The 21,114-nt window shown below is 64.1% G+C and carries 23 protein-coding genes and 1 pseudogene; 13 read left to right on the top strand and 11 right to left on the bottom strand.

What is annotated here, in order from left to right; translation table 11 throughout:
* Window positions 1–23: 23 nt before the first annotated feature.
* Window positions 24–842: an acyl-CoA thioesterase gene (locus JQT59_RS33040; protein ID WP_213573657.1), complete on the bottom strand. Its 819-nt coding sequence runs from the start codon at window positions 840–842 to the stop codon at window positions 24–26.
* Window positions 843–888: 46 nt separating this feature from the next.
* On the bottom strand, window positions 889–1,542 hold the full coding sequence (locus tag JQT59_RS33035) for a TetR/AcrR family transcriptional regulator (RefSeq protein ID WP_213573655.1): 654 nt from the start codon (window positions 1,540–1,542) through the stop codon (window positions 889–891).
* A gap of 172 nt (window positions 1,543–1,714) precedes the next feature.
* Here JQT59_RS33035 and JQT59_RS33030 point away from each other — a divergent pair, with 172 nt between their 5' ends.
* The 3 genes from JQT59_RS33030 to JQT59_RS33020 are packed head-to-tail and all read left to right on the top strand — an operon-like array spanning window position 1,715 to window position 4,665.
* Window positions 1,715–2,713, top strand: coding sequence for an acyl-CoA dehydrogenase family protein (locus JQT59_RS33030; protein WP_213573653.1), 999 nt, complete (start codon window positions 1,715–1,717; stop codon window positions 2,711–2,713).
* Window positions 2,697–3,872: an acyl-CoA dehydrogenase family protein gene (locus JQT59_RS33025; protein WP_213573651.1), complete on the top strand. Its 1,176-nt coding sequence runs from the start codon at window positions 2,697–2,699 to the stop codon at window positions 3,870–3,872. Before JQT59_RS33030 ends, JQT59_RS33025 begins: the two co-directional genes overlap by 17 nt.
* 10 nt (window positions 3,873–3,882) lie before the next feature.
* Window positions 3,883–4,665, top strand: a complete 783-nt coding sequence (locus tag JQT59_RS33020; RefSeq protein WP_213573649.1) for an enoyl-CoA hydratase — start codon at window positions 3,883–3,885, stop codon at window positions 4,663–4,665.
* 72 nt (window positions 4,666–4,737) lie between these two features.
* Here the strand turns inward: JQT59_RS33020 and JQT59_RS33015 are convergent, their stop codons facing one another.
* Window positions 4,738–5,511: an SDR family NAD(P)-dependent oxidoreductase gene (locus tag JQT59_RS33015; RefSeq protein ID WP_213573647.1), complete on the bottom strand. Its 774-nt coding sequence runs from the start codon at window positions 5,509–5,511 to the stop codon at window positions 4,738–4,740.
* A 136-nt stretch (window positions 5,512–5,647) separates the two neighbouring features.
* Between JQT59_RS33015 and JQT59_RS33010 the strand changes: the two are divergent.
* Window positions 5,648–6,078, top strand: a pseudogene (locus JQT59_RS33010) (nuclear transport factor 2 family protein).
* 25 nt (window positions 6,079–6,103) lie between these two features.
* Here the strand turns inward: JQT59_RS33010 and JQT59_RS33005 are convergent.
* From JQT59_RS33005 to JQT59_RS32975, 7 genes are read right to left on the bottom strand one after another with little or no spacing between them, the layout of a single operon-like run.
* Window positions 6,104–6,904 carry an acyl-CoA dehydrogenase family protein gene (locus JQT59_RS33005; protein ID WP_213573645.1) on the bottom strand — a complete coding sequence of 267 codons (801 nt, stop codon included), beginning with the start codon at window positions 6,902–6,904 and terminating at the stop codon, window positions 6,104–6,106.
* Entirely contained in the window at window positions 6,901–7,998 is a 1,098-nt protein-coding gene (locus JQT59_RS33000) for an acyl-CoA dehydrogenase family protein (protein ID WP_213573643.1), read from the bottom strand. Before JQT59_RS33000 ends, JQT59_RS33005 begins: the two co-directional genes overlap by 4 nt.
* Entirely contained in the window at window positions 7,995–8,411 is a 417-nt protein-coding gene (locus tag JQT59_RS32995; RefSeq protein ID WP_213573641.1) for a nuclear transport factor 2 family protein, read from the bottom strand. Before JQT59_RS32995 ends, JQT59_RS33000 begins: the two co-directional genes overlap by 4 nt.
* Window positions 8,398–9,630 carry a metal-dependent hydrolase family protein gene (locus JQT59_RS32990; protein WP_213573639.1) on the bottom strand — a complete coding sequence of 411 codons (1,233 nt, stop codon included), beginning with the start codon at window positions 9,628–9,630 and terminating at the stop codon, window positions 8,398–8,400. The genes JQT59_RS32995 and JQT59_RS32990 overlap by 14 nt, the downstream gene beginning before the upstream one ends.
* A gap of 4 nt (window positions 9,631–9,634) precedes the next feature.
* A complete protein-coding gene (locus JQT59_RS32985; protein ID WP_159919385.1) occupies window positions 9,635–9,958 on the bottom strand; it encodes a hypothetical protein in 324 nt (107 codons plus the stop codon).
* Window positions 9,942–11,210 carry an aromatic ring-hydroxylating oxygenase subunit alpha gene (locus JQT59_RS32980; protein WP_213573637.1) on the bottom strand — a complete coding sequence of 423 codons (1,269 nt, stop codon included), beginning with the start codon at window positions 11,208–11,210 and terminating at the stop codon, window positions 9,942–9,944. The genes JQT59_RS32985 and JQT59_RS32980 overlap by 17 nt, the downstream gene beginning before the upstream one ends.
* A 4-nt stretch (window positions 11,211–11,214) precedes the next feature.
* Window positions 11,215–11,748 (bottom strand): carboxymuconolactone decarboxylase family protein, encoded by a 534-nt coding sequence (locus JQT59_RS32975; protein ID WP_213573635.1) that lies wholly within the window; start codon window positions 11,746–11,748, stop codon window positions 11,215–11,217.
* A gap of 372 nt (window positions 11,749–12,120) precedes the next feature.
* On the opposite strand from JQT59_RS32975, the gene JQT59_RS32970 reads away from it, so the two are divergent.
* The 9 genes from JQT59_RS32970 to JQT59_RS32930 all read left to right on the top strand — a co-directional run bounded on the left by JQT59_RS32970 (window position 12,121) and on the right by JQT59_RS32930 (window position 20,072).
* On the top strand, window positions 12,121–12,435 hold the full coding sequence (locus JQT59_RS32970) for a hypothetical protein (RefSeq protein WP_213573633.1): 315 nt from the start codon (window positions 12,121–12,123) through the stop codon (window positions 12,433–12,435).
* 95 nt (window positions 12,436–12,530) lie between these two features.
* Complete coding sequence (locus tag JQT59_RS32965; RefSeq protein ID WP_109334870.1) at window positions 12,531–13,697, top strand: acyl-CoA dehydrogenase family protein; 1,167 nt, start codon at window positions 12,531–12,533, stop codon at window positions 13,695–13,697.
* The gene (locus JQT59_RS32960) at window positions 13,697–14,464 is read left to right on the top strand and encodes an SDR family NAD(P)-dependent oxidoreductase (RefSeq protein WP_213573631.1); all 768 of its coding nucleotides are present in this window, start codon (window positions 13,697–13,699) and stop codon (window positions 14,462–14,464) included. The genes JQT59_RS32965 and JQT59_RS32960 overlap by 1 nt, the downstream gene beginning before the upstream one ends.
* Complete coding sequence (locus JQT59_RS32955) at window positions 14,464–15,690, top strand: CaiB/BaiF CoA transferase family protein (RefSeq protein WP_213573629.1); 1,227 nt, start codon at window positions 14,464–14,466, stop codon at window positions 15,688–15,690. Before JQT59_RS32960 ends, JQT59_RS32955 begins: the two co-directional genes overlap by 1 nt.
* A 23-nt stretch (window positions 15,691–15,713) precedes the next feature.
* Window positions 15,714–16,562: an enoyl-CoA hydratase/isomerase family protein gene (locus tag JQT59_RS32950; RefSeq protein ID WP_213573627.1), complete on the top strand. Its 849-nt coding sequence runs from the start codon at window positions 15,714–15,716 to the stop codon at window positions 16,560–16,562.
* Window positions 16,555–17,700 (top strand): thiolase family protein, encoded by a 1,146-nt coding sequence (locus JQT59_RS32945; protein ID WP_213573625.1) that lies wholly within the window; start codon window positions 16,555–16,557, stop codon window positions 17,698–17,700. The genes JQT59_RS32950 and JQT59_RS32945 overlap by 8 nt, the downstream gene beginning before the upstream one ends.
* Before the next feature lie 14 nt (window positions 17,701–17,714).
* Complete coding sequence (locus JQT59_RS32940; RefSeq protein ID WP_208962623.1) at window positions 17,715–18,863, top strand: acyl-CoA dehydrogenase family protein; 1,149 nt, start codon at window positions 17,715–17,717, stop codon at window positions 18,861–18,863.
* A 106-nt stretch (window positions 18,864–18,969) separates the two neighbouring features.
* On the top strand, window positions 18,970–19,575 hold the full coding sequence (locus JQT59_RS32935; RefSeq protein WP_213573623.1) for a TetR/AcrR family transcriptional regulator: 606 nt from the start codon (window positions 18,970–18,972) through the stop codon (window positions 19,573–19,575).
* Window positions 19,572–20,072, top strand: a complete 501-nt coding sequence (locus JQT59_RS32930) for a hypothetical protein (protein WP_213578294.1) — start codon at window positions 19,572–19,574, stop codon at window positions 20,070–20,072. The genes JQT59_RS32935 and JQT59_RS32930 overlap by 4 nt, the downstream gene beginning before the upstream one ends.
* A gap of 61 nt (window positions 20,073–20,133) precedes the next feature.
* On the opposite strand, the gene JQT59_RS32925 is transcribed toward JQT59_RS32930, so the two are convergent.
* A complete protein-coding gene (locus JQT59_RS32925; RefSeq protein WP_213573622.1) occupies window positions 20,134–21,108 on the bottom strand; it encodes an NADPH:quinone oxidoreductase family protein in 975 nt (324 codons plus the stop codon).
* Window positions 21,109–21,114: the final 6 nt, after the last annotated feature.

The following is a 21,114-nucleotide window of genomic DNA, read 5'->3' as shown; positions in this document are numbered from 1 at the left end:
GACGTGCCACCACGGAACGGGTGTCACGGGTGGATGCGGAGGAGGGCTTCTTGCGCATAGGACGCGACGAGGCTCCCGTCCTCGGTGAGAACATCGCCACGGCCGAAGCAGCGGCCGTGCGCCAGCAGTGGACTGTGCTGGCGAAGGAGGAGCCACCTGTCGGTGCGGAACGGCCGATGGAACCAGAGGCTGTGCGATGTGACGGCAGAGGTGAATGCCGTGCCGTTACCGAGTTGGCTGAGCCCGTGAAGTGGGCGCAGCGCCGTGCCGATAAGGTTCAGGTCGGTGGCGTATGCAGTGAGGGCCTGGGCCAGCTCGCCAGCGACTTCCGGTGTGCGCATCCAGAATTCGAAATCGGGTGTTGTGGCCGCCGTCGCGTTCAGGTCGGCGGCGGCGCGGGTTTCCCACGGGAGAAGGTCGAGGTGTACCCGGAATTCTTCCGGAAGGACGGCGGGAACCGCGGGGAGGCTCTGATGTTCGGGTCCGTCCTCACCGCAATGCAGGGAGATCGCGGCAGTCGCAACCACCCGTTCCGACTGCCGGGCGACGACCGCCACGGTTGCGAACGATCGGCCTTCGTGCTGAGTCGTGACCTCGTACCGGACCGGCTCGTCGGCGCGGCCCTCCCGTGCAAACAGCGCATGCATGGATTTGACGCTCTTGCTCGGACAGGTGAGACGAGCCGCCTCCAGGAACTGGCCCAGGATCTGTCCACCGAACAGTCGGTGGTAGTCCAGTTTCTGGTTGCTTCCCTCGAACACCGCGACCGTGGGGTCATCGGTGTCGGGTGGGTAGGGGCGCAGATCGAGGCAGGCGAGAAGGTCGTTCCATAACTCGGGCACACATCGACTGTAATCGATGTTTCTCTTGTTGAGAATACCGTTCTCGTCAGGAGTGTGCGAAACCCCGCGAGCAGAAAGCCCAGACCTCGTCGGCGGAAATGGGACGGACGGTTGCGTCGTCGTTGCCGCCACTCGACTGAGCGATGAACATGACCGTCTGCATCGTCATGGCGGCCATTCGGCGCGGGTTGATCTCGGCGCGCAGTTCACCTGCGGCTTCGGCCTGCTCCATCAGCTCGGTAAACAGCGAGAGCAGCGCCGAGTGCGCGACCTTCACCTCGGCGGGATGGGAAATCAGCAACTGTGGGGCAAAGTCGGTGAACAGCGGACGATGCGCCACCGGGTCGGGGCGGCACGACTCGAACAGCAACTCGACGGCGACGCGAAGCTGGTCGAGTGGGTCGGTCTCGTTGGCTGCCGCGGCGCGGATCTGATCGGCAGACCGGGTCAATGCTTCCTCGAACAGGGCGAGGAGAAGTTCGTGTTTGCCGTCGAATTGCAGGTAGAAGCTACGCAGCGACTGCTTGGACCGGTCGACGAGCTCCTGCACCGTGAAGTCGGTGCTGCCCTTTTCGGTAATGATCGCCTGCGCTGCATCGAGGAATTTCTGCACCCGCTGCTCGGCGCGGAGCTTGGCGGTTTTGATGGAGCGTTCGACTGCGCGCTGCTTCCAGGCCGGCTCTTCGCTGACTTCGGTCACCGCCGGACCCCCCCTCTGTGTGTAGCAAACATGTATCCACTGTACCGGAGAGGAGCATGACGTTGGGTCGCCAGCCTGCTGGCTTCGGGCAAAAGTGAAACTCTTACTTTCGTCTAGCGAGAATGTTATTCTCGCTAGACCATTCGCAGCTCTGGCAAGGAGGCAAGCCGGGATGCTTTTCGAGTTCGACTCCGATCAGCGGTTGTGGCAGAAAACCGTCCGAGAAGTCACGGCCAAGGAGTGCCCGCCCACCCTGATCCGCACGATCGTCGACGACGGCGGCGACCCCGGTCCTCTGTGGAAGGTGTACGTCGACCTCGGGTGGACCGAGCTGGCGGAAGCCGATGTCGCCGTCGAATTGGCGATCGTCCTGGAAGAGCTGGGCCGAGCTACCGATCCCACGCCCTACCTTGCGACGATGACCCAGTTCGCTCCTCTGGCCGTGGGGTGTGCCGATCCTGCGCAGTCCGGCGCGGCGGTATTCGACGGTGTGAGTGCCCACCGCGACGGTCGTGGCTGGCTCCTGAACGGCACCGCCCACCGAGTCATGGACGGAGATCGCGCAGATCTGCTGGCTGTGGTCACGGGCGCCGGCGTCTTCGTGGTTCCCGCGGAACGGGTGACCGCAACGCGCAGTCTGATCTTCGATCCCGTGTTGCACCTTGCCGAGGTGACCTTCAGTGGGGTTCGCGTGAGCGAAAGCGACCGCAGTGCCGCCGATCCGGAGCGCGCTCGTCAGCTGGCCCTGACCGGCATGGCGCTGACGATGGTCGGAGCCTGTCAGCGCATTCTCGACTCAGTGCTCGTTCATGTGAAGGGCCGCAATCAATTCGGTGCTCCGATCGGCTCCTTCCAGGCGGTCAAGCACAAAGCAGCGGACATGCACGTGGCCGTCGAACGTGCCCGCGTACTCGCCTACTATGCCGCCCTCACGATCGCCGCCGACGATCCCCGCCGCCGTGTGGCTGCGGCAATGGCCAAGGCCGCGGCAGGGGAGTGCCAGTCGCTGGTCTTCCGCAACGGCCTGCAGCTGTTCGGGGCCATGGGATTCACCTGGGAAAACGACCTTCAGTTCGCGCTCAAGCGCGCCAAAGCCGGCGAGCTCCTGCTCGGCGGCGCGGCCGAACATCGGGCGCTCATCGCCGAGGAGTACCGTGCAACTCAATTTTGATGCCGACGTCGAAGAATTCCGGGCCGAGTTCCTGGCTTTCCTCGCCGAACATCTGCCCGGCGAGGCCGAGGCGGGGGAACGACCCCGCTCCAGTGCGGATGTTCCGGAGTGGGCCCGCCGCTGGCAGCGGATGCAGTTCGACAACGGCTGGCTGCTCCCCGGAAACCCGCCCGAGTTCGGCGGCCGGAATGCCAGTATCCTGCAGCAGTACGTGCATCTCGAGGAACTTTCCCGGCGCCGGATCTATCACAGCTTCAATCCCCAGGGCCTCGGTATCATCGCCGCCTCGTTGTTGTCGTTCGGTACGCCGGAACAGAAGGAACGTTGGGCTGCACCCATTCTGCGTGCCGAGATCACTGCTGCGCTCGGCATGAGTGAACCCGGTGCGGGCTCCGACCTCGCGTCGTTGCGTACACGCGCGGTGCACGACGGTGACTCTTTCGTGGTGAACGGCCAGAAGGTGTGGACGTCCGGTGCCAACGAGGCCGACGTGTTGCTCACCTTCGTCCGCACCGATCCCGACGCTCCGAAGCACAAGGGAATCAGCGTGCTTCTGATTCCCACCGACACCCCGGGGGTCACGCGCCGTCCCTTCGCCTCCGTGTGTGCCGAGGACGACTTCGACTTCAACGAGGTGTTCTTCACGGACGTCAGGGTGCCCGCGGAGAACCTCGTCGGTGGGCTGAATCAGGGCTGGGGCGTTGCCAACGGTGCCCTCGGCCACGAACGCACCCTGTTGTGGCTGGGTTTTGCCGATCGACTGCAGGATCTCGTCGAGGATTTCCGGCCTGTCACGGCGCTCGACCGTGATCGCTATGCCACGCTCGCCATGGACAATCAGGCGCTGCGGCTGCTGGGCTCTGCGGCGCTGGCCCGTGCGGACCGGGGTGAGCAGGACGTAGCGGCCCTGTCGGTTCTGAAGATCCTGGGATCCGAGGCAGTGCAGACCGCTTCGGAGCACGCGCTGGACGGCGCCGGGTTCGACGGTCTGGTCCACCCCGCGCTGACGGCACCGTACACGCCCTGGAACAACGACCATTTCGCGTCGAGTTGGTTCGAACGCTATGCGCGGAGCTTCGCCGGCACCATTGCCGGCGGCACGTCCGAGATTCAGCGCACGATCGTCGCCGAGCGCGTGCTCGGCCTACCCCGAGGCTGAGGAGCCCGACATGTATATCGACTACGAGGTCGCCGACAAGATCGCGGCCATCACACTCAATCGCCCCGAGGCCGCCAATGCCCAGAACGGCGCGCTCCTCGATGAGCTCGACGCAGCCTGGACCAAGGCGGCGGAGGACCCTGATGTGGCGGTGATCGTCTTGCGTGCCGAGGGGAAACACTTCTCCGCCGGTCACGACCTCAACGATCGGTGGCCGGCTCCCGCGGAGATCACCCTGGAATGGATTTACGGGGCGGAGACCCGTCGCTATCTGGAGTACTCGCTGCGTTGGCGCAATGTTCCGAAGCCGTCGATCGCGGCCGTCCAGGGGCGCTGCATCGCGGGCGGACTGTTGTTGTGCTGGCCGTGCGACCTGATCGTCGCTGCCGAGGATGCTTCCTTCTCCGACCCGGTGGTGATGATGGGCATCGGTGGAGTCGAATATCATGGTCATACTTGGGAACTCGGCGCCCGCAAGGCGAAGGAAATTCTCTTCACCGGTCGTCCGGTGACGGCCGCGGAAGCCGAGCAGGTCGGCATGGTGAACAAGGTCGTGCCACGCGATCAACTCGACGCCGAGACTCGGGCACTTGCCGAACATATCGCCACGATGCCCTCGTTCGGGCTGCGCCAGGCCAAGCGCGCGGTCAACCAGACGCTGGACGTACAGGGCTTCTACGCTGCAATCCAGTCGGTGTTCGACATCCATCAGTCCGGACACGGCAACGCCTTGAGCGTCAGTGGCCACCCGATTCTGATGAAGCTGGACGAGATGAAAGCGAAAATTCAGTAAAAAGGATCCAGAAGAAGTGTCGACTCCGATGGTGGGTCCCGTAAGCGGGGCCCACCATCGGGCGGTAAGTCGTCAGACCTTTTTGGTTACGCCGCCGTCGACCCGGATGATAGCGCCGGTAGTGAAACTCGATGCGTCACTCGCGAGATGGAGTGCGAGTGGTCCGAGTTCCTCCGGCTTTCCCATGCGACGCAGCGGCACGAACGACGCTTCCTCACCTTCAGCCGGCGCCCACGACTTCGAGACGTCCGTCAGGAAGGGGCCCGGCAGGATCGCGTTCACCCGGACCTTCGGCGCGAACGCATCGGCCAGGCCGACCGTGAGTGCATTGACCCCTGCTTTGGCGCAGGCATAGGGCAACTGACGCGCGCTCGCCACCAGGGACCCCGCGGTACCGATATTGATGATGGAGCCACCGTCGTTTTCGGCCATGTGGGTGGCGGCTCGAACGGCGAGCCGAAATGGTCCCTTGAGGTTGACAGCGAACGTCTTGTCATACAGCTCTTCGGTGATGTCGTCGAGGTTCTCGTACAGCGGTGACATACCGGCGTTGTTCACCAGTACGTCGAGCCTTCCGAAATGTTCCAGGGTCTGTTCGATCAACTGGTCGCACTCGTCCCAGCGTCCGACGTGACAGGCTACGGGAAACGCTCGACTGCCGGTGGACGTCTCTACCTCCTTGGCCGCGAGCTCGCATGCGTCGAGCTTGCGCGAGGCGATGACGACGTCGGCCCCCGCCTCGGCGAGAGCCTGCACGATGGCTCTTCCGATGCCGCGGGATCCGCCGGTGACGACGGCAACCTTGCCGGTCAGGTCATGTAGGGATAGGGAAGCACTAGTGGTCATCCATGAATTATGCCCGAGTCGAGTGCCTTTGGAAAGAGCGTTCTGATATGCGAGAATCGCATTCTGCGGGCGGCGGAGTGCTTGTGTGGTGAGCTGGGTGCGGGTCCAATGAGCTTGTCGAGGGGTGAGGAACCACATGAATATGCAAGTGGTACAGGACAAGGCCGAGATTGCGGAGCTGATGTATCGGTACGCGCGAGCCGTCGACACGAAAGACTGGGCGCTGCTGACTTCAGTGTTCACGGAGGACGCTCACCTCGACTACAGCTCGGTCGGTACCCGCCCGGGCCGCGAGACGAGGTGGTCGCCCTTCTCCGGGATGCGCTGACCCAGGTTCCGCTGACGCAGCACTTCGTCACGAATATCGAGATCGATCTCGATGGCGCCACTGCGAAGGTGCGGGCAATGTTCTTCAACCCCATGCAACTACCCGGCGTGAGCGGCATGACCTACTGCGGGGGCAACTACCACCACGAAGTGGTGCGCACCCCGGATGGCTGGAGAAGCACCCGACTCCGGGAAGAGAGCCTCTGGTTCTCGAATCATCCCGGACCGAGCGGCCTTTGACGAGACCGCTCGGTCACAGCCGGCGTCAGAGCTGGACGAGGCGCGGCGCCGATCCTTCGGCCCGGATCATCGCGCCTGCTTCGCGGGTGAGTTCTCGCGCACTGCCGAGGAGGCCGTCGAGCACCAGCGCGCGCCGGATGTGCCGGTGTAGATCGTGTTCGGCCGTGAAACCTATCCCACCGAGCACCTGCTGGCAGTGACGAGCCGTAGTGAGCGCCGCCTGGCCGGCCGCAGCCTTGGCGAGCAGGGAGCCGAGGTCGTCGGTGGCGGCGGCCAGGGTTGCTTCGGCGCCCTCGATGGCGACGAGGGTCTCCGCGAGCCGATGCCGTACGGCCTGGAATGCGGCGACCGGCCGGCCGAACTGTGTGCGGCCCAGCGCGTGTGTTCGAGCAAGGGACAGCATGGCTCGGCTGGTACCGGTCAACCACCAACCGAGCGCTCGGCGGCCCGCAGCGAGCGGGACCGGACTCCCGGGGTCGACGATCGCCAGCGGTAGTTCACTGTCCAGTGCGCTGTGCTGCGGTGTGGTCGCCTTGTCGGTGCGGTCCCACAGAACCGAGGAGCCTCCGGTGTACGGCAGTGGGACGGCGCCACCGACGGGGAGTCCCGCCTCGTCCAGCACCACGTCATTGAGGAAGGGTCCGTGTGCGCCGGTCTCCCCGAGGAGCCGGAACACCATCGGCACTGCGAGGTCTGGCATTTCGGTGAGCATGTCGTGCCACCCGAGTTCGGTGAGGGCGGTATCGAGATCTGCACCCGATCGAATGGTCATCGTTTTGCGAAGTGTGTCCTCGAGGAGGGTGAGCTCCACGTCGTACACTGTCATTCCGCCCCCAGGTCGAGTAGCCGGCGCGCGATGATGTTGCGTTGTATTTCCGCGGTGCCGCCGTAAATGGTTGCGGCGCGGGAATACAGGAATTCCGTGCGCCACTCGTTCTCGCCGAGTTCGAGCACCCCGGGAAGCAGGTCTCGGGCGGTGTCGAACAGTCGCTGTTCGGCGGTGGCAAGCAATACCTTGTCGATGGAGGTCTCCGAGCCGAGTAAGGCTCCGTCCGCCAGCCGCTGCTGGGTGGCGTGGGAGCGGCACCGAGCGGTGTGGAGCGCAAGGTATGCCGCACCGAGATCGTCGTCGTCCGAAGCCTCGGCATCCGATTGCGTCAGCAAGCGATCGAGACGGGTGAACAGATAGGCGATTCGGTGCCAGAAGCAGGTGGACCGTTCGTGAGGGAGTAGGTCCATGGCCACCCGCCATCCGTCGCCCGGACGGCCGAGCATGCGATCCTCGGGAACGACCACATCGTCGAAGTACACCTCGGCGAACTCGTCGACGCCGTGCATCGTGCGCAACGGCCTCACGGTGATGCCTGGTGTGTTCATGTCGACGAAGAAGGCGGTGATACCGCCATGACCCGGCGCGGTGCGGGTGAGTAGGACACAGCGGGTGGAGTATTGGGCGAGGCTCGTCCAGACCTTTTGCCCGTTGATCACCCATGTGCCGTCACCGCGGGGGTCCGCGCGGGTGGTCAGCGACGCGAGGTCGCTCCCCGACCCGGGTTCGGAAAAGCCCTGACACCACTGCTCGCGGCCGCTGAGCAGCAAAGGCACCATCTCGGCCGCCAACTCCGGGCGCGCGTACGAGATCATGGTCGGAGCGAGCACTTCGATCATCGAATAGATTCCTGGCTCGGCCAGGTCGCGGGTCGCAACCTCCTCGCCGAGGACGGCGCGAAGCACCGCGGGCCCGCCTACACCGCCGACCTCGGTGGGCCAGCCGTAGCGCATCCAACCTGCGTCGTAAAGAGCGCCACGCACCCGGGCCAACTGCGCGACCTGTCCGTCGAGCGAATGATCGGGCCCGGCGGACAGGTCGTTGTCTTCGAGCCAGGCGCGCAGACCTGCCCGAAATTCTGTGACGTTCATGCGCCAGGACGTTCGAAGGCGTGCGGGCGCCCCGAATCATGCGCTCCACTACGGCGAATGAACGTCATGGCCCGTGTCCGAAGCCGCCAGCCGTCGGTGGTCCGGGCATAGGTGTCGTTGTAGTACCCGATTCGCATGTCGTGTGTCGCCTCGTCGACGAAGCACAGTGGTTGAGTCCCGGTTGCCGTGTCGCCGGACAACTCGATGAGGGGGGTACCGGTCATGAACAGGCCCTTGGGTGCTGCAGCAACCAGTTCGGGGAACTGATCGAGGGGAAATGCGTCACCGAAGGCGCTGTATGTGCCGTCAGCAGTGAAGACACCGACCACCCCCTCGACGTCGCCCTTGGTCATGTTCACCGCATAGCGGGCGAGCAACTGCTGAATTTCCATCAGGTCGTCATTTGTTGACATAGACTTTGCCGCCTTTCATGACGAACCGCACATTCTGGGTCACGGTGATGTCGTCCACCGGGTCACCGGGAACACCGATGATGTCGGCCAACAGGCCCTCCGCGAGCCGTCCACGGTCGGTCACGTCGATCAGATCGGCGGCCGTGGTGGTCGCCGCCTGCAGCACCGCCAGGGACGGCATACCTCGCTCCACGAGGGCGACGAGTTCGTCGGCGTTCTTCCCGTGAGGGATTGCGGGTGCATCGGTGCCGACGGCGATCTTCACGCCTGCCTTGTATGCCGCAAGCACCGAAGTGCGTGCGCGGGGGAACATCTCGGCGGCCTTGGCTTGCAGATCGGCAGGGGCGTGTGAGACGTCCATGGCATCCGCGAGCCGGGTGGTGGGCACCAGGTAGCTGCCGCGCTCGACCATGAGGTCGATGGCGTCGTCGTCGATGAGGAAGCCGTGCTCGATGCAATCGATGCCTGCTTCCACCGCCGCACGCACCGCATCCGCGCCGTGTGTGTGCGACGCGACGCGCAACCCGCGCCGATGAGCCTCGTCCACGATGGCCCGTAGTTCGTCATCCGAATAGTGCTGCGCACCGGGAAGTCCGGTATGTGACATGACCCCGCCCGAGACGCACACCTTGATCAGCTGTGCGCCGTGCTTGATCTGATAGCGGACGGCCTTGCGTACCTCGTCGACCCCGTTGGCGATCCCTTCCTCGATGGTGAGGTCCAGAACACCGGGGGCGAACGCCGCGAACATCGTGGGGTCGAGATGTCCACCGGTGGGGGTGATCGCGTGTCCGGCGGGCACGATCCGGGGACCGTCCACCCAGCCGGCGTCGATCGCCTTGCCGAGCGCGACGTCGAGTAGGTAGCCGCCCGTCTTGACGAAGAGTCCCAAATTGCGGACGGTGGTGAAACCGGCGTGCAGCGTGCGGCGGGCGTTGCCCACCGCACGCAGCATGCGCAGCGGAGGATCGTCCTGCACGGTGGAGTACACGGGCTTCTCTCCCCGTCCACCCATCAGGAGGTTGACCTCCATGTCCATGAAGCCGGGAAGGAGGATCAGGTCGCCGAGATCCAGTACCTCCCCTTCCACGTGGTCGCCGGCATTGCCGGCGTCAGAGCCGACACCGACAATGCGATCGTCCTCGATGCGGAGAATGCCGGGTCGGATGATCTCGCCGGAATCGATGTCGAGTAGCCCGGCCGCCTTCAGTGTCAGCATGATGTCAGACCACCGGTTCCTTGATGAGATCGACCCACGCCGCGCCGCTGTCGGGCACCCGGGCCTGCTTCCACACCTCGATCGGAAACGACACCATGACGAGCGACTGCATCAGGTGCACGAGGGAGCGGGCGTCGTCGGGCAGGTCGTCGAAGTCGAACTTGTCGCAATACGTGATCGCGTCTTCGAGGCGGCCGAACGCGGCGTCGTAGAACTCCTGCATCTCGGGCATGGTGGAGGCGAGGCGTTTTGCGTAGCGCTCGGGCTCGGTCTGCAGGGCCCAGCCGGCGTACGGCTCGAGGTCGGCGAACTCAGTTGGCAGAGCCATCACGGTACTCCTTGACGTAATCTTTGACGGTCTTGTGAAGGTGGCGGAGAAGAACTTCCTGATCGCAGAGCGGGAAGTCGGTGACGGTGCCGGTGGCAAGCATCGACTGGGTTGCCTCGAGGGTGTTGGCATCCTGGAGTGCGTACTCCTTGAAAGTCACCGCAGCCAGCTCCTGCGCGAGGCGTTCGCGCGTGTTCTTCGGGGGAACGAAGTAGAGGTTCGCCTCGAAGGTGTGGCGACCGACCTCTGTCGGCCAGTACTGGTACGTGAGGTACCAGCCCGGTGCCCAGAACAGGAGCGAGAAGTTGGGGAAGATCTCGAATTCGTCGATGCCCCATGGTTTTGCGCCGGCGGGGTTGATGCCGCGCGGCAACGGATCGAGGCCCTCGATGTCGGGACGATCCCACGGACCGAAGAGACCACTGCGCAGGACTCGCTCGATCGGCTTGACCATGTTGAGATCCTTCGGCGGCGACATGCCACCCCAGGAGGAGATCATCGAGTGGGGAGTCTGCAGCTCGTAGTGCAGTGCCTCGAAGCCGTAGCCGATGAGTTTGTCGGCCTCGTCCTTGGTTGCCTGCTTCTGGTGGAGCACAGGGGCGTGGTAGAACTCGGCAAACGCGTCGATGAACAGCTTCCAGTTGCTCGCGATGTCGGAGCGGTAGCTGTAGACCTCGGTCATCTCGTGGAAGGGGTAACCCTTGAGGCTCTGGCCGTAGTCGCCGAGGTATTCCTCCAGTGATACGGCTTCGGGATCGAGGTTGACGAAGATGAAGCCTTCCCAGACCTCGCAGCGCACGTCCTTGAGGCCGTAGTTGCTCTTGTCCAGGTCGAAGAACTCGCCCTCCTGCTGAACGAACGTGAGCTCGCCTTCGAGGCTGTAGCGCCACGCGTGGTACTTGCAGGTGAACTGACGGCAGGTGCCCGCCGTTTCTTCCTGCGGGAAGTCGTTCCACACCAGCTTGTTACCGCGGTGACGGCAGACGTTGTGGAAGGCGCGGATCGTGCCGTCGGCCCCCTTGACGATGATCAGTGAGGTGTCGGCGGCTTTCAGTTCTCTGGTGAAGTAACCACCGGTCTTCGGCACCTGTTCGACGCGCCCGACCAACAGCCAGGTGCGCTTGAAGATTGCGACCCGCTCGTCTTCGTAGAACTGGGGATCAGTGGAGTCGGTGTAATCGACCGGCTCGGTACCGAGTTGGGGGAAACTCTCTGTCCAGCTTCCCGCAGCTGGTTTCGCGAAGTGGGGCACGGGTCTACCTTTCCTGTTCGAGCTCTATGCCGAATGTGTTGAAAGCCATGGCCATCATGGTGTAGCCGCCGATCGTGAAGACCAGGTCCATTTGCTGCCGTTCATCGAGACGTTCACCGAGAGCGGCCCAGGTCCGGTCCGACAGGCGGGATGTCTCGTCGAGTTCGTCCACGGCCGCGAGCAACTTCTGCTCGAAGCCGTCGGCGGCTTCGCCGCGCTGCGCGGAGGCGATCTCGTCCTCGGACAGTCCTACTTCTCTGCCGAGTTCCGTGTGGTGTGTCAGCTCGTACGTGCAGTCGCGGCGATACGCGACCCGCAGGATTGCCAGCTCGCGCAGGCGTGCGGGCAGGGTCGACCGGTACAGCAGGTGAACGCTGAAGCCGAGAAATGCCTTTGTCAGGTCAGGGTGGCGAGCGAGTGTCGCCAACGCTGTGCCCGCCCCTTCCGGATTCTGCCGTTCCCTGGGAAGCATCCCGGCGAAGGCGAATCGTGCTTTGTCGTCCCAGCGGTCTGCGGGCAGCGGGGGCAGTAAGGGCATTCGTAACCTCCTCTCGATGAGAATAACATTCTCAAATATGAGCACTAGGTTTCCACGGGTTGCTCGGATAGTCAATCTCTGGCGTAAATTGCGCCGTCGGCCTCGGTCGTCGGCACGCCTCGCCGAGGGTCGGGCAGTGCGATCTCGGCTGACGTGACCGCCCGGCCGGCAGCTTCTTCGTCGAATGCATCCGACTGTGAATAGCTTGATTCTCTGTAATGGAGAGGATAGTTTCCAACTAGTAAGAGAGCGACCATCGTGGGGTGTCCCCGTCGGAAAGCGGAGACGCCCGGTGATGCTTCCGCTTCAAAACCTGCGGTCCCCATGTCCTCGACTTGCCCGCTGACCGCATCGTCGAAAGGGAGATTCATCGTGACCACATCAGCACCGCTGCGTCCCGGTGAGCAGCTCGCCAGTGCCGTCTGCTCCACTCGAGTGATCGTCGTGCGCGCCCCGGCCGAGGGTGCGCCGCTCATCGCCTGCGGTGGCACACCGATGCTCCCCGCTACCGGCGGCCGGCCTTCCACAGCCGGAATGACCGATCCCCGCACACTCCTCGGCAAACGTTATGTCGATGCGAGCGAGACCCTCGAGGTGCTGTGCACGTCCCCCGGCGTGGGAGAGCTGAGCTGCGACGGCGTCCCCATGACCATCAAGGCCGCAAAAGCCCTTCCCGCCTCCGACTGAGCGGAAACGGTCAGGGCACGCAGAGACGTGTTCGACGGTCCCGTCGGCGGTCGGCTGAAATGAGAGAGAGCAGAGTAATGGCTGTGCCCGGTGGCATGAGTTTCGAGCTGACCGAGGATCAGGAGTTGATCCGGAAATCGGTCGGCGAGTTGGTGAAACGGTTCGACGACCAGTACTGGATGGAAAAGGACCGCGCACACGAATTCCCCACGGAGTTCTACGACGCCATCGCGGACGGTGGATGGCTGGGAATGACGATGCCGCAGGAGTATGGCGGGCACGGGCTCGGCATCACCGAGGCAACCTTGCTGCTCGAGGAAGTCGCCCGGTCAGGCGGTGGTATGAACGCCGCGAGCTCCATTCATCTGTCGATCTTCGGAATGCACCCAGTTGTGGTGCACGGATCCGAGGAACTCAAGCAGCGGACGTTACCGCGCATCGCTTCCGGCGACCTCCACGTCTGTTTCGGGGTTACCGAGCCGGGGGCGGGGCTGGATACCTCGCGCATCTCGACCTTCGCGCGGCGGCAAGGCGACCACTACGTCGTAAACGGTCGCAAGGTATGGATTTCGAAGGCGATGGAGTCGGAGAAAATTCTCCTGCTGACCCGCACCCAACGCTACGACGACGTATCCAAGAAGACCGATGGCATGACGCTGTTTCTCACCGATCTCGATCGCAGCCGGGTGGACATCCGTCCGATCGCAAAAATGGGGCGAAATGCGGTCACCTCCAACGAGTTGTTCATCGACGATCTCCGTATTCCCGTCGAGGACCGCGTCGGTGAGGAAGGCATGGGCTTCAAGTATCTGCTCGACGGCCTGAACCCCGAGCGGATGCTCATCGCCTCCGAAGCGCTGGGGATCGGCCGGGTAGCGCTCGAAAAGGCAGTCAAGTACGGCAAGGAACGCGAAGTGTTCGGCAGGCCGATCGGAATGAACCAGGGCATCCAGTTTCCACTCGCCGATGCCTTGGCGCATCTGGATGCGGCCGAACTGGTTCTTCGAAAGGCCACCTGGCTCTACGACAACGGTCAGCCGTGCGGGCGTGAGGCGAACACCGCCAAGTATCTCTGCGCGGAGGCCGGGTTCGCGGCTGCGGACCGAGCGCTGCAAACCCATGGGGGAATGGGGTATTCGGAGGAATATCATGTCGCCCGCTACTTCCGCGAGGCCCGGCTGATGCGAATTGCACCGATCAGTCAGGAAATGATTTTGAACTATCTAGGATCACACACTTTGGGATTGCCGAGGAGCTACTGATGGCCGACAATATTGGGTTGTTCGATCTGACCGGACGGTCTGCGCTGGTAACCGGTGCCGCCGGGGGTATCGGTTCGGCAGTTGCGCAGGCACTCGCTACCGCGGGCGCTGCCGTGCTCGTCACGGACGTCGATGCCACCGCCGCCGCGTCTGTGGCCGAGAAGATTTCGGCGCGCGGAGGTAAGGCCGACAGCATCGCCTTGGACGTCCGCGACAAGGACTCCGCCGACGCGGCGGTGGCCAGGGCGGCCGGCTTTACCGAGGGTGTCCTCCACATACTCGTGAACAACGCCGGAGTGACTGCACCGGCCATGTTCGCCGATCTGCAGGAGGAGTCCTTCCAGCGGATGCTCGACATCCACCTGCTCGGAGCCTTCCACTGCGCCCAGGCAGCACTTCCGTTCCTTGCCACCGATGGAACCGGACGGATCATCAACGTGACCTCTTCGGCCGGAATCACCGGCACGCTCGGTCAGGTGAATTACTCCGCCGCCAAAGCCGGCATCATCGGCATGACAAAATCGCTGGCGCGTGAACTGGCCCGCAAGAACATCCTCGTCAACGCGCTGGCACCGCTCGCTGCCACCCCGATGACGGAAACCATACGTACGGACGAGAAGTTCGCCGCCCAGATGCTGAACCGCATCCCGCTGCGACGCTGGGCTGAACCCGAAGAGATCGCCGGTGCCTTCGTCTTCCTCGCCTCCGATGCCGCCTCCTTCGTCACCGGGCAGGTGCTGCCGGTGGACGGCGGCATGGTGATGTGATGGCCGAGCCTGCGGCGTCGGGCGGCCCACTCGAAGGCATCACGGTCGTCACGATCGAGCAGGCCGTGTCCGCCCCGATGTGCACCAAGACGCTCGCGGACTTCGGTGCCCGCGTGATCAAGGTGGAAAATCCGCGAGGTGGTGACTTCGCCCGCCACTACGACGACGTCGTCGGCGGCCTTGCGGCCCATTTCGTCTGGGCCAATCGCGGTAAGGAATCCGTGACACTCGACCTGAAAACCGACGACGGGATCGAGATGCTGCACCGGTTACTCGGCAATGCCGACGTACTGGTGTCCAACCTCGCGCCGGGGGCCACTTCCCGCCTCGGTATCGCGCCCGCAGATCTGGAAGGGCGTTACCCGGAGCTCGTCGCGGTCGAGATCGACGGTTATGGGTCGGGCGGGCCACTGTCGCACAAGCGAGCGTACGACCTGCTGGTGCAAGCGGAGTCGGGCGCATGCGCGGTGACCGGATTTCCGGGTGAGCCGGCCAAACCGGGTCCCCCGGTAGCCGATGTCAGTTCTGGACTGTATGCCGCGTTGTCGATCCTCGCTCTGCTGTGCGCGAAGGGGCGTCGCCCTGAACTGGGTGCTCGCTTCGGCGCGGTCACGGTCAGCATGTTCGACACGATGACGGAACTGATGGGCTACCCCCTCACCTACACACGGCACTCCGGGGTAGATCAGCAGCCGCTCGGAATGTCGTCGCCTGCGGTCGCGCCGTACGGCGCCTACCGGACGGCCGATGAACAGACCGTGGTACTCGGCACCACGAACGACGGGGAATGGCAGCGGTTGGCGCGGGACATACTGCAGCGCAGCGACCTTGCCGACGACGATCGATTCGGGACGAACTCCGGCCGGGTCACGCACCGTGCCGAGCTCGACGAGGCCATCGGTGCATGGTGTGCGCTCCACGACCTTGCCCACGTGCAGAAGATTGCCGACGCCGCGGGTATCGGCAACTCTCGGTACAACCTCCCGAGTGAGGTTCTGGGGCATCCGCAGCTCACTACGCGCGATCGCTGGCGGCAGATCGAGACACCGGCAGGGCCGATCCCCTCACTGCTGCCGCCGCCCATCATCGCCGGTTACGACCCTCCGATGGCGGCGGTGCCGGGTCTCGGGGAGCACACCGACTCCGTACTCACCGAGTTCGGGATCGCCGAAGCCCACCTTTCCCGGCTGCGGGAGCAGGGCGCCGTCGGGCCGGTCTACCGCTGATGTGCTCGTGAAGGGGAAACACTGTGACTGACAGTTCCATACTGTTGTGCCGGGACCGCGACGGCGTGCGAACTCTGACGCTCAACCGGCCGCAACGCAAGAACGCCATCAACGCGGAATTGTGGGCCGTATTGCGGGATGCGCTCGTCGCAGCCGGAACCGATCGTGCGGTACGTGCTGTGGTTGTCACCGGGGCCGGCGGGGCATTTAGCTCGGGCGCTGACATCGCTGTCCCGAGCGACGACCACCCGGCAGACAAGATGCGGCGCCTGACCGACGTAGCGATGCTGTTGCACGAGCTGCCGAAACCGACGATCGCCAAGGTGACCGGTGTGGCTGTCGGTGCGGGGTGGAACCTGGCACTGGGATGCGATTTCGTGATTGCCACGCCGGAAGCGAAGTTCTCCCAGATCTTTACGCGGCGTGGGTTGTCCTTGGATCTGGGCGGCTCCTGGCTGCTGCCGAAACTGGTGGGATTACAGCAGGCGAAGCGACTTGCCTTGCTGGCCGAGATGATCGACGCCGAAGAAGCACACGCCCTCAATCTCGTGACCTGGGTGGTGCCGGCCGCGGACATCGATGGTTTCGTCACCCACCTCGCCGAGCGACTGGTGGCAGGCCCGCCGGTTGCACTCGCGCAGAGCAAGGCGCTGCTCAACGAGGGAGCCGACCGAACGATGCGCGATGCGCTGGCGAACGAGGCCCGCGCGCAGATGGTCAATTTCGCCACCGCGGATGCTCCGGAGGCATACGCCGCTTTCGCAGAGAAACGCGAACCACATTTCACGGGTCGCTGGGCGGTCGCCCGTGCGCGCGACGCCACCGACCTTCGATCCATGGACAGACCGACAGTAGGAGAAGTCAATGCGTGAGGTAGTAATCGTCGAGGCGGTCCGTACCCCGGTGGGAAAGCGGAACGGCGGACTGTCCGGCGTGCACCCGGCAGACCTGTCGGCAATGGTTCTCACAGCGCTCGCCGAACGCACCCGGCTCGATCCGGGCATCGTCGACGATGTGATCTGGGGGTGCGTCTCTCAGGTCGGAGATCAGTCGAGCAACATCGGCCGGTACGCCGTACTCGCGGCGGGGTGGCCCGAAACCGTTCCCGGAACGACGATCAACCGAGCGTGCGGGTCGAGCCAGCAGGCGATCGATTTCGCGGTGCACGCGGTGATGTCGGGGCAGCAGGACGTCGTCGTAGCAGGCGGTGTCGAGGTCATGAGCCGGGTGCCGCTCGGAGCGGCGAAAGCTTCCGGCGCGCCGTACGGGCCCAAAGCGCTTGCCCGTTACGACAATTTCCAGTTCAACCAAGGTATCGGCGCGGAAATGATCGCCCAGAAGTGGGGTCTGTCCCGGAGCCGGCTCGACGAGTTCGCCAGTCTTTCACACGACCGCGCGGCAACCGCTCTGGACAACGGTGCCTTCGACACCCAGATCGTTCCCGTATCCACTGAGTCGGGCGTGATCGCCGTCGACGAGTGTGTGCGACGGGGAACCGACGTCGACAAGCTCGCTGCCCTGAAGCCGGTGTTCCAGGACGACGGTGTGATCCACGCAGGCAACTCCTCGCAGATCGCCGACGGGGCCGCCGCTCTGCTCGTCACGACACCGGACAGGGCGCGCGAACTGGGGTTGACGCCGATCGTGCGGTACTGCGCCGGTGCCGTCACAGGGGCAGATCCGGTCCTCATGCTGACCGGACCGATTCCGGCGACCGAGAAGGTGCTGAACAAGGCGGGCATCGACCTCCCGGAGGTCGGCGTTTTCGAGGTGAACGAAGCCTTTGCCTCGGTGCCGCTGGCCTGGCTCGCGGAGACCGGTGCCGATCCCGCTCTGGTCAACCCGTTGGGCGGCGCGATCGCGCTGGGTCACCCGCTCGGCGGATCGGGCGCCATTCTGATGACCCGCATGATTCATCACATGCGCTACAACGGAATCCGCTACGGCCTCCAGGCGATGTGTGAGGGCGGCGGCACCGCCAATGCCACCCTGGTCGAGCTGTCGGCGTAAGGGAAGGAATCGACATGCGCAGAGACGTTTTCACCGCAGACCACGAAGCTTTCCGAAAACTGGCCCGCGACTTCATCGAGAAGCGAGTGGTCCCCGACTATCCGATCTGGGAGAAGGCAGGGCGGATGCCACGTGCGGTCTTCGAGCAGCTCGGATCCCTGGGATTGCTGGGTACCGCCATCCCCGAGGAGTTCGGGGGAGCGGGGCTGCCCGACTACCGCTACAACGTCATCCTGCAGGAGGAGGCGGCCCGCGCTCTGGTTACGTTGAGCACGGTCCGTACCCAACTCGACGTCATCCTTCCGTATTTTCTCGCGTATGCCGACGACGCGCAGAAGAGCCGCTGGTTTCCCGGTCTGGCGGCAGGCACGTTGCTGACGGCCATCGCGATGACCGAACCGGGTACGGGGTCCGACCTCGCGGGGGTTCGCACCACCGCAGTGCGGGACGGCGACGAGTATGTCGTCAACGGTGCCAAGACGTTCATCACGGGGGGATTGCTCGCCGACCTCGTGATCGTCGTCGCTCGGACGTCGACCGATCCGGACAATCGGCGCGCGGGACTGACCCTGCTGGTCGTGGAGGACGGCATGCCCGGGTTCACGCGCGGTCGAATTCTCGACAAGATGGGCTGCAAGGTGCAGGACACCGTCGAGCTGTCGTTCGATGACGTCCGCGTTCCGGTGGCCAACCGGCTGGGTGAGGAGGGTGCCGCCTTCGGTTACCTCGGCCGAAATCTGCCGCAGGAGCGAATGACAGTGGCGGTCGGTTCGGTCGCCCAGGCGCGGGCGGCAGTGATGACGACGATCGAGTACGTCAAGGAACGTAAGGCGTTCGGCACGCCCGTCGCTTCATTCCAGAACACCAAGTTCGAGCTGGCGGCCATGTCCGCCGAGGTCGAGGCAGCACAGTCGATGATCGACCGGGCGGTGCTCGATCTCGTGGACGGCGAGTTGTCCGGTGCCGACGCAGCGAGGGTCAAGTTGTTCTGCACCGAGATGCAAGCGCGTGTCGTCGATCGGTGCCTGCAACTGTTCGGCGGCTACGGCTTCATGACCGAATACCCGATAGCCCGCCTCTACACGGATGCGCGCGTCGCCCGGATTTATGCGGGAACGAGCGAGGTGATGAAGGTAATCATCGCCAAGTCTCTAGGACTGTGACGACCGGATGTGACTGTAGCCACGCGTAACAACAAAAGAGATCCTTGTCACACCGGTCGAACTGACCTACTGTGTGTTCAGTAGGTTGGTCCAACGAAGGAGTCCGGTGTCGGAACCACGGCCGTATGACACGCTTCTGGCGAAGGGCGAGGATCGACGGCAATTGATCATCACCGCCGCTCAGCGGCTGTTGGCGCGGAACGGCTGGCGCAACACGACGTTGGCTCAGATCGCGAAGGCGGTCGGGGTCAGCCCCGCTGGACTGCTGCATCACTTCGAGTCGAAGGAGCAGCTGTTGCACGCGGTGCTCGACGCCCGCGATGCCGACGACGACGCTCACGCAGACCGCTCGGGTGATCTCATCGAGCAGATCGAGCGGGTCGCCGAGCGATTTGAGCGCTCACCGGAGCTGATCGGCATGTTCGCCGCCCTCCAGATCGAAAACCTCGATTCCAACGCGCCGCTGCACGACCGCCTACTCGGCAGAGCCAGGGCCTCTGTCGAGGCCGTGGCAGAAGGCATCCGGCGTGGTCAACGCGCCGGCCGATACCGAACCGATGTAGACCCGGCACTCAAGGCCGTAGAGATTGTTGCGTTTCTCAGAGGAATGGAGACCTCATGGCTACTCGACCCTTCGATCCCCGTGACCGACGTATTCAGGGAGTATGCACGATCGCTGACTCGACAGCTCGTGCCCGACAGCGGAGCCTGAGGTACCGGGTTGCTGTTGTCGCACCCAACGTGGTCGACGTAGTGAGGCTCGCCGGAGGGTGGCTGTTCGACCAGGCGATGGCAGGCTGGGATGTCTCGGCCATCGTCGCGGACCACTCGGACGCGCGGCCACTCCAGATTCTCGGAGCGATCACACTCGACCTGGAATCGGCGCTGGCTTCCCCTCACGGACCCTGTCCCCAGGTGATCGCAGTGTCGGCGGATCTGTACCAAACCGACTCCCGCGTGCGGCGGGGTGTACTCGACAACCTCGACGAGGGCCAGACCGAGGTCCTGTTGCTCGGCGATAGTTTCCCGGATGACCTCGACGAGAGATTCGGTGCCGGCAGCCACCGGTTGAGTATGGCCGCCAGAGCTTTCAAGGCTCATGCCCTCGCGGCGGCTACCGTTTCGGTCGATTCGATCGGTGCCACGGAGACCTTCCGCCACAACGAGCTGCTCAACTGGCCGTCCTGGTCGATATCCGACATAGCTTGACCGGCTGGGTTTTTGGTCATCGGTGTGACTCCTCCGACTGCATCGGAGGAGTCACACCGGACTACTGCTCGCAGTCGATGAGTACCTTGCCGATGGCTTTGCCGTCGGCGACGAGCCGGAGAGCGTCAGCCGTGCCCTCGAGCGGATAGGAGGCGCCGATGTGGGGGACTGCACGATTCTCGAGGAGCAGGTCGGTCAGTTCCTGTTCGTTGCGATGAAATTCGTCGGCTGGAATGTCCTTGAACTGGAATCCGGAAATGTGAATTCCTTTGACCAATACCAGATTGAGAGGGATGGACGGGATGACGCCGGAGGCGTAGCCGACCGTAACGAAGCGGCCGCCCGGGCGTAGCGCGCGGAGGGCGGGCTCGGAGAGGTCGCCTCCCACGGGGTCCACCACCACGTCTGCGCCCTGGGGAAGTGCCTCTTTCAGCCGGGTGCGCAGATCTCCGGATCGGTGATCGACGAGGTGGCCGGCTCCATATGAAGCAGCGACGACGAGCTTGTCGGTGCTCGATGCGACCGCGGTGACGGACGCACCGAGTGCGATACCGAGTTGAACAGCGGCGAGGCCGACTCCGCCGCCCGCTCCGAGAACGATCAGCTCGTCCCCAGGCCGCAGGCGGGCCACCGAGCGAAGTGTGTGGTAGGCCGTGCGGTGTGCGACGCCGAAGGCAGCGGCGACGCGTGCATCGATGCCGTCCGGGATCCGCTTGAGGGTGAGTTTGTCGGAGGCCACGACGATCTCCTCGGCGAAGGCACCGACAAACCCGGTTCCGGTGACCCGGTCGCCCACGGAGACTGCGCTGACTCCTTCGGCCACTTCCTCGACGACGCCCGCGAACTCACTCCCGGGTGTGAACGGTGGTGGGACACTGACTTGGTACTTGTCGGCGATCAGCAGCACATCTGAGAAGTTGACGGCTGCGGCTCCGATCTTGATCCGCACCTGACCCGCCTCCAACAGAGGTGAGGGAAGCGTTTCGACTTTCACAGCCTCGGGGGGCCCGTACGAGGAACAGACTGCGGCACGCACTCTCAG

It is taken from the genome of Rhodococcus sp. USK13, assembly GCF_018343855.1.
Lineage (GTDB): Bacteria > Actinomycetota > Actinomycetes > Mycobacteriales > Mycobacteriaceae > Rhodococcus_F > Rhodococcus_F oxybenzonivorans.
Note: the sequence above shows the minus strand (reverse complement) of the source record. Positions and strands in the feature narration are given on the sequence as shown.

What these genes read in the sequence shown, in the direction of transcription:
- JQT59_RS32990 (WP_213573639.1), bottom strand. Translation starts at nt 9,630, where the DNA reads ATGCTGACACTGAAGGCGGCCGGGCTACTCGACATCGATTCCGGCGAG.
- JQT59_RS32940 (WP_208962623.1), top strand. Translation starts at nt 17,715, where the DNA reads ATGCGCAGAGACGTTTTCACCGCAGACCACGAAGCTTTCCGAAAACTG.
- JQT59_RS33000 (WP_213573643.1), bottom strand. Translation starts at nt 7,998, where the DNA reads ATGAACGTCACAGAATTTCGGGCAGGTCTGCGCGCCTGGCTCGAAGAC.
- JQT59_RS32955 (WP_213573629.1), top strand. Translation starts at nt 14,464, where the DNA reads ATGGCCGAGCCTGCGGCGTCGGGCGGCCCACTCGAAGGCATCACGGTC.
- JQT59_RS33015 (WP_213573647.1), bottom strand. Translation starts at nt 5,511, where the DNA reads ATGACCACTAGTGCTTCCCTATCCCTACATGACCTGACCGGCAAGGTT.
- JQT59_RS32960 (WP_213573631.1), top strand. Translation starts at nt 13,697, where the DNA reads ATGGCCGACAATATTGGGTTGTTCGATCTGACCGGACGGTCTGCGCTG.
- JQT59_RS33020 (WP_213573649.1), top strand. Translation starts at nt 3,883, where the DNA reads ATGTATATCGACTACGAGGTCGCCGACAAGATCGCGGCCATCACACTC.
- JQT59_RS33030 (WP_213573653.1), top strand. Translation starts at nt 1,715, where the DNA reads ATGCTTTTCGAGTTCGACTCCGATCAGCGGTTGTGGCAGAAAACCGTC.
- JQT59_RS32945 (WP_213573625.1), top strand. Translation starts at nt 16,555, where the DNA reads ATGCGTGAGGTAGTAATCGTCGAGGCGGTCCGTACCCCGGTGGGAAAG.
- JQT59_RS33005 (WP_213573645.1), bottom strand. Translation starts at nt 6,904, where the DNA reads ATGACAGTGTACGACGTGGAGCTCACCCTCCTCGAGGACACACTTCGC.
- JQT59_RS32975 (WP_213573635.1), bottom strand. Translation starts at nt 11,748, where the DNA reads ATGCCCTTACTGCCCCCGCTGCCCGCAGACCGCTGGGACGACAAAGCA.
- JQT59_RS32995 (WP_213573641.1), bottom strand. Translation starts at nt 8,411, where the DNA reads ATGTCAACAAATGACGACCTGATGGAAATTCAGCAGTTGCTCGCCCGC.
- JQT59_RS32985 (WP_159919385.1), bottom strand. Translation starts at nt 9,958, where the DNA reads ATGGCTCTGCCAACTGAGTTCGCCGACCTCGAGCCGTACGCCGGCTGG.
- JQT59_RS32965 (WP_109334870.1), top strand. Translation starts at nt 12,531, where the DNA reads ATGAGTTTCGAGCTGACCGAGGATCAGGAGTTGATCCGGAAATCGGTC.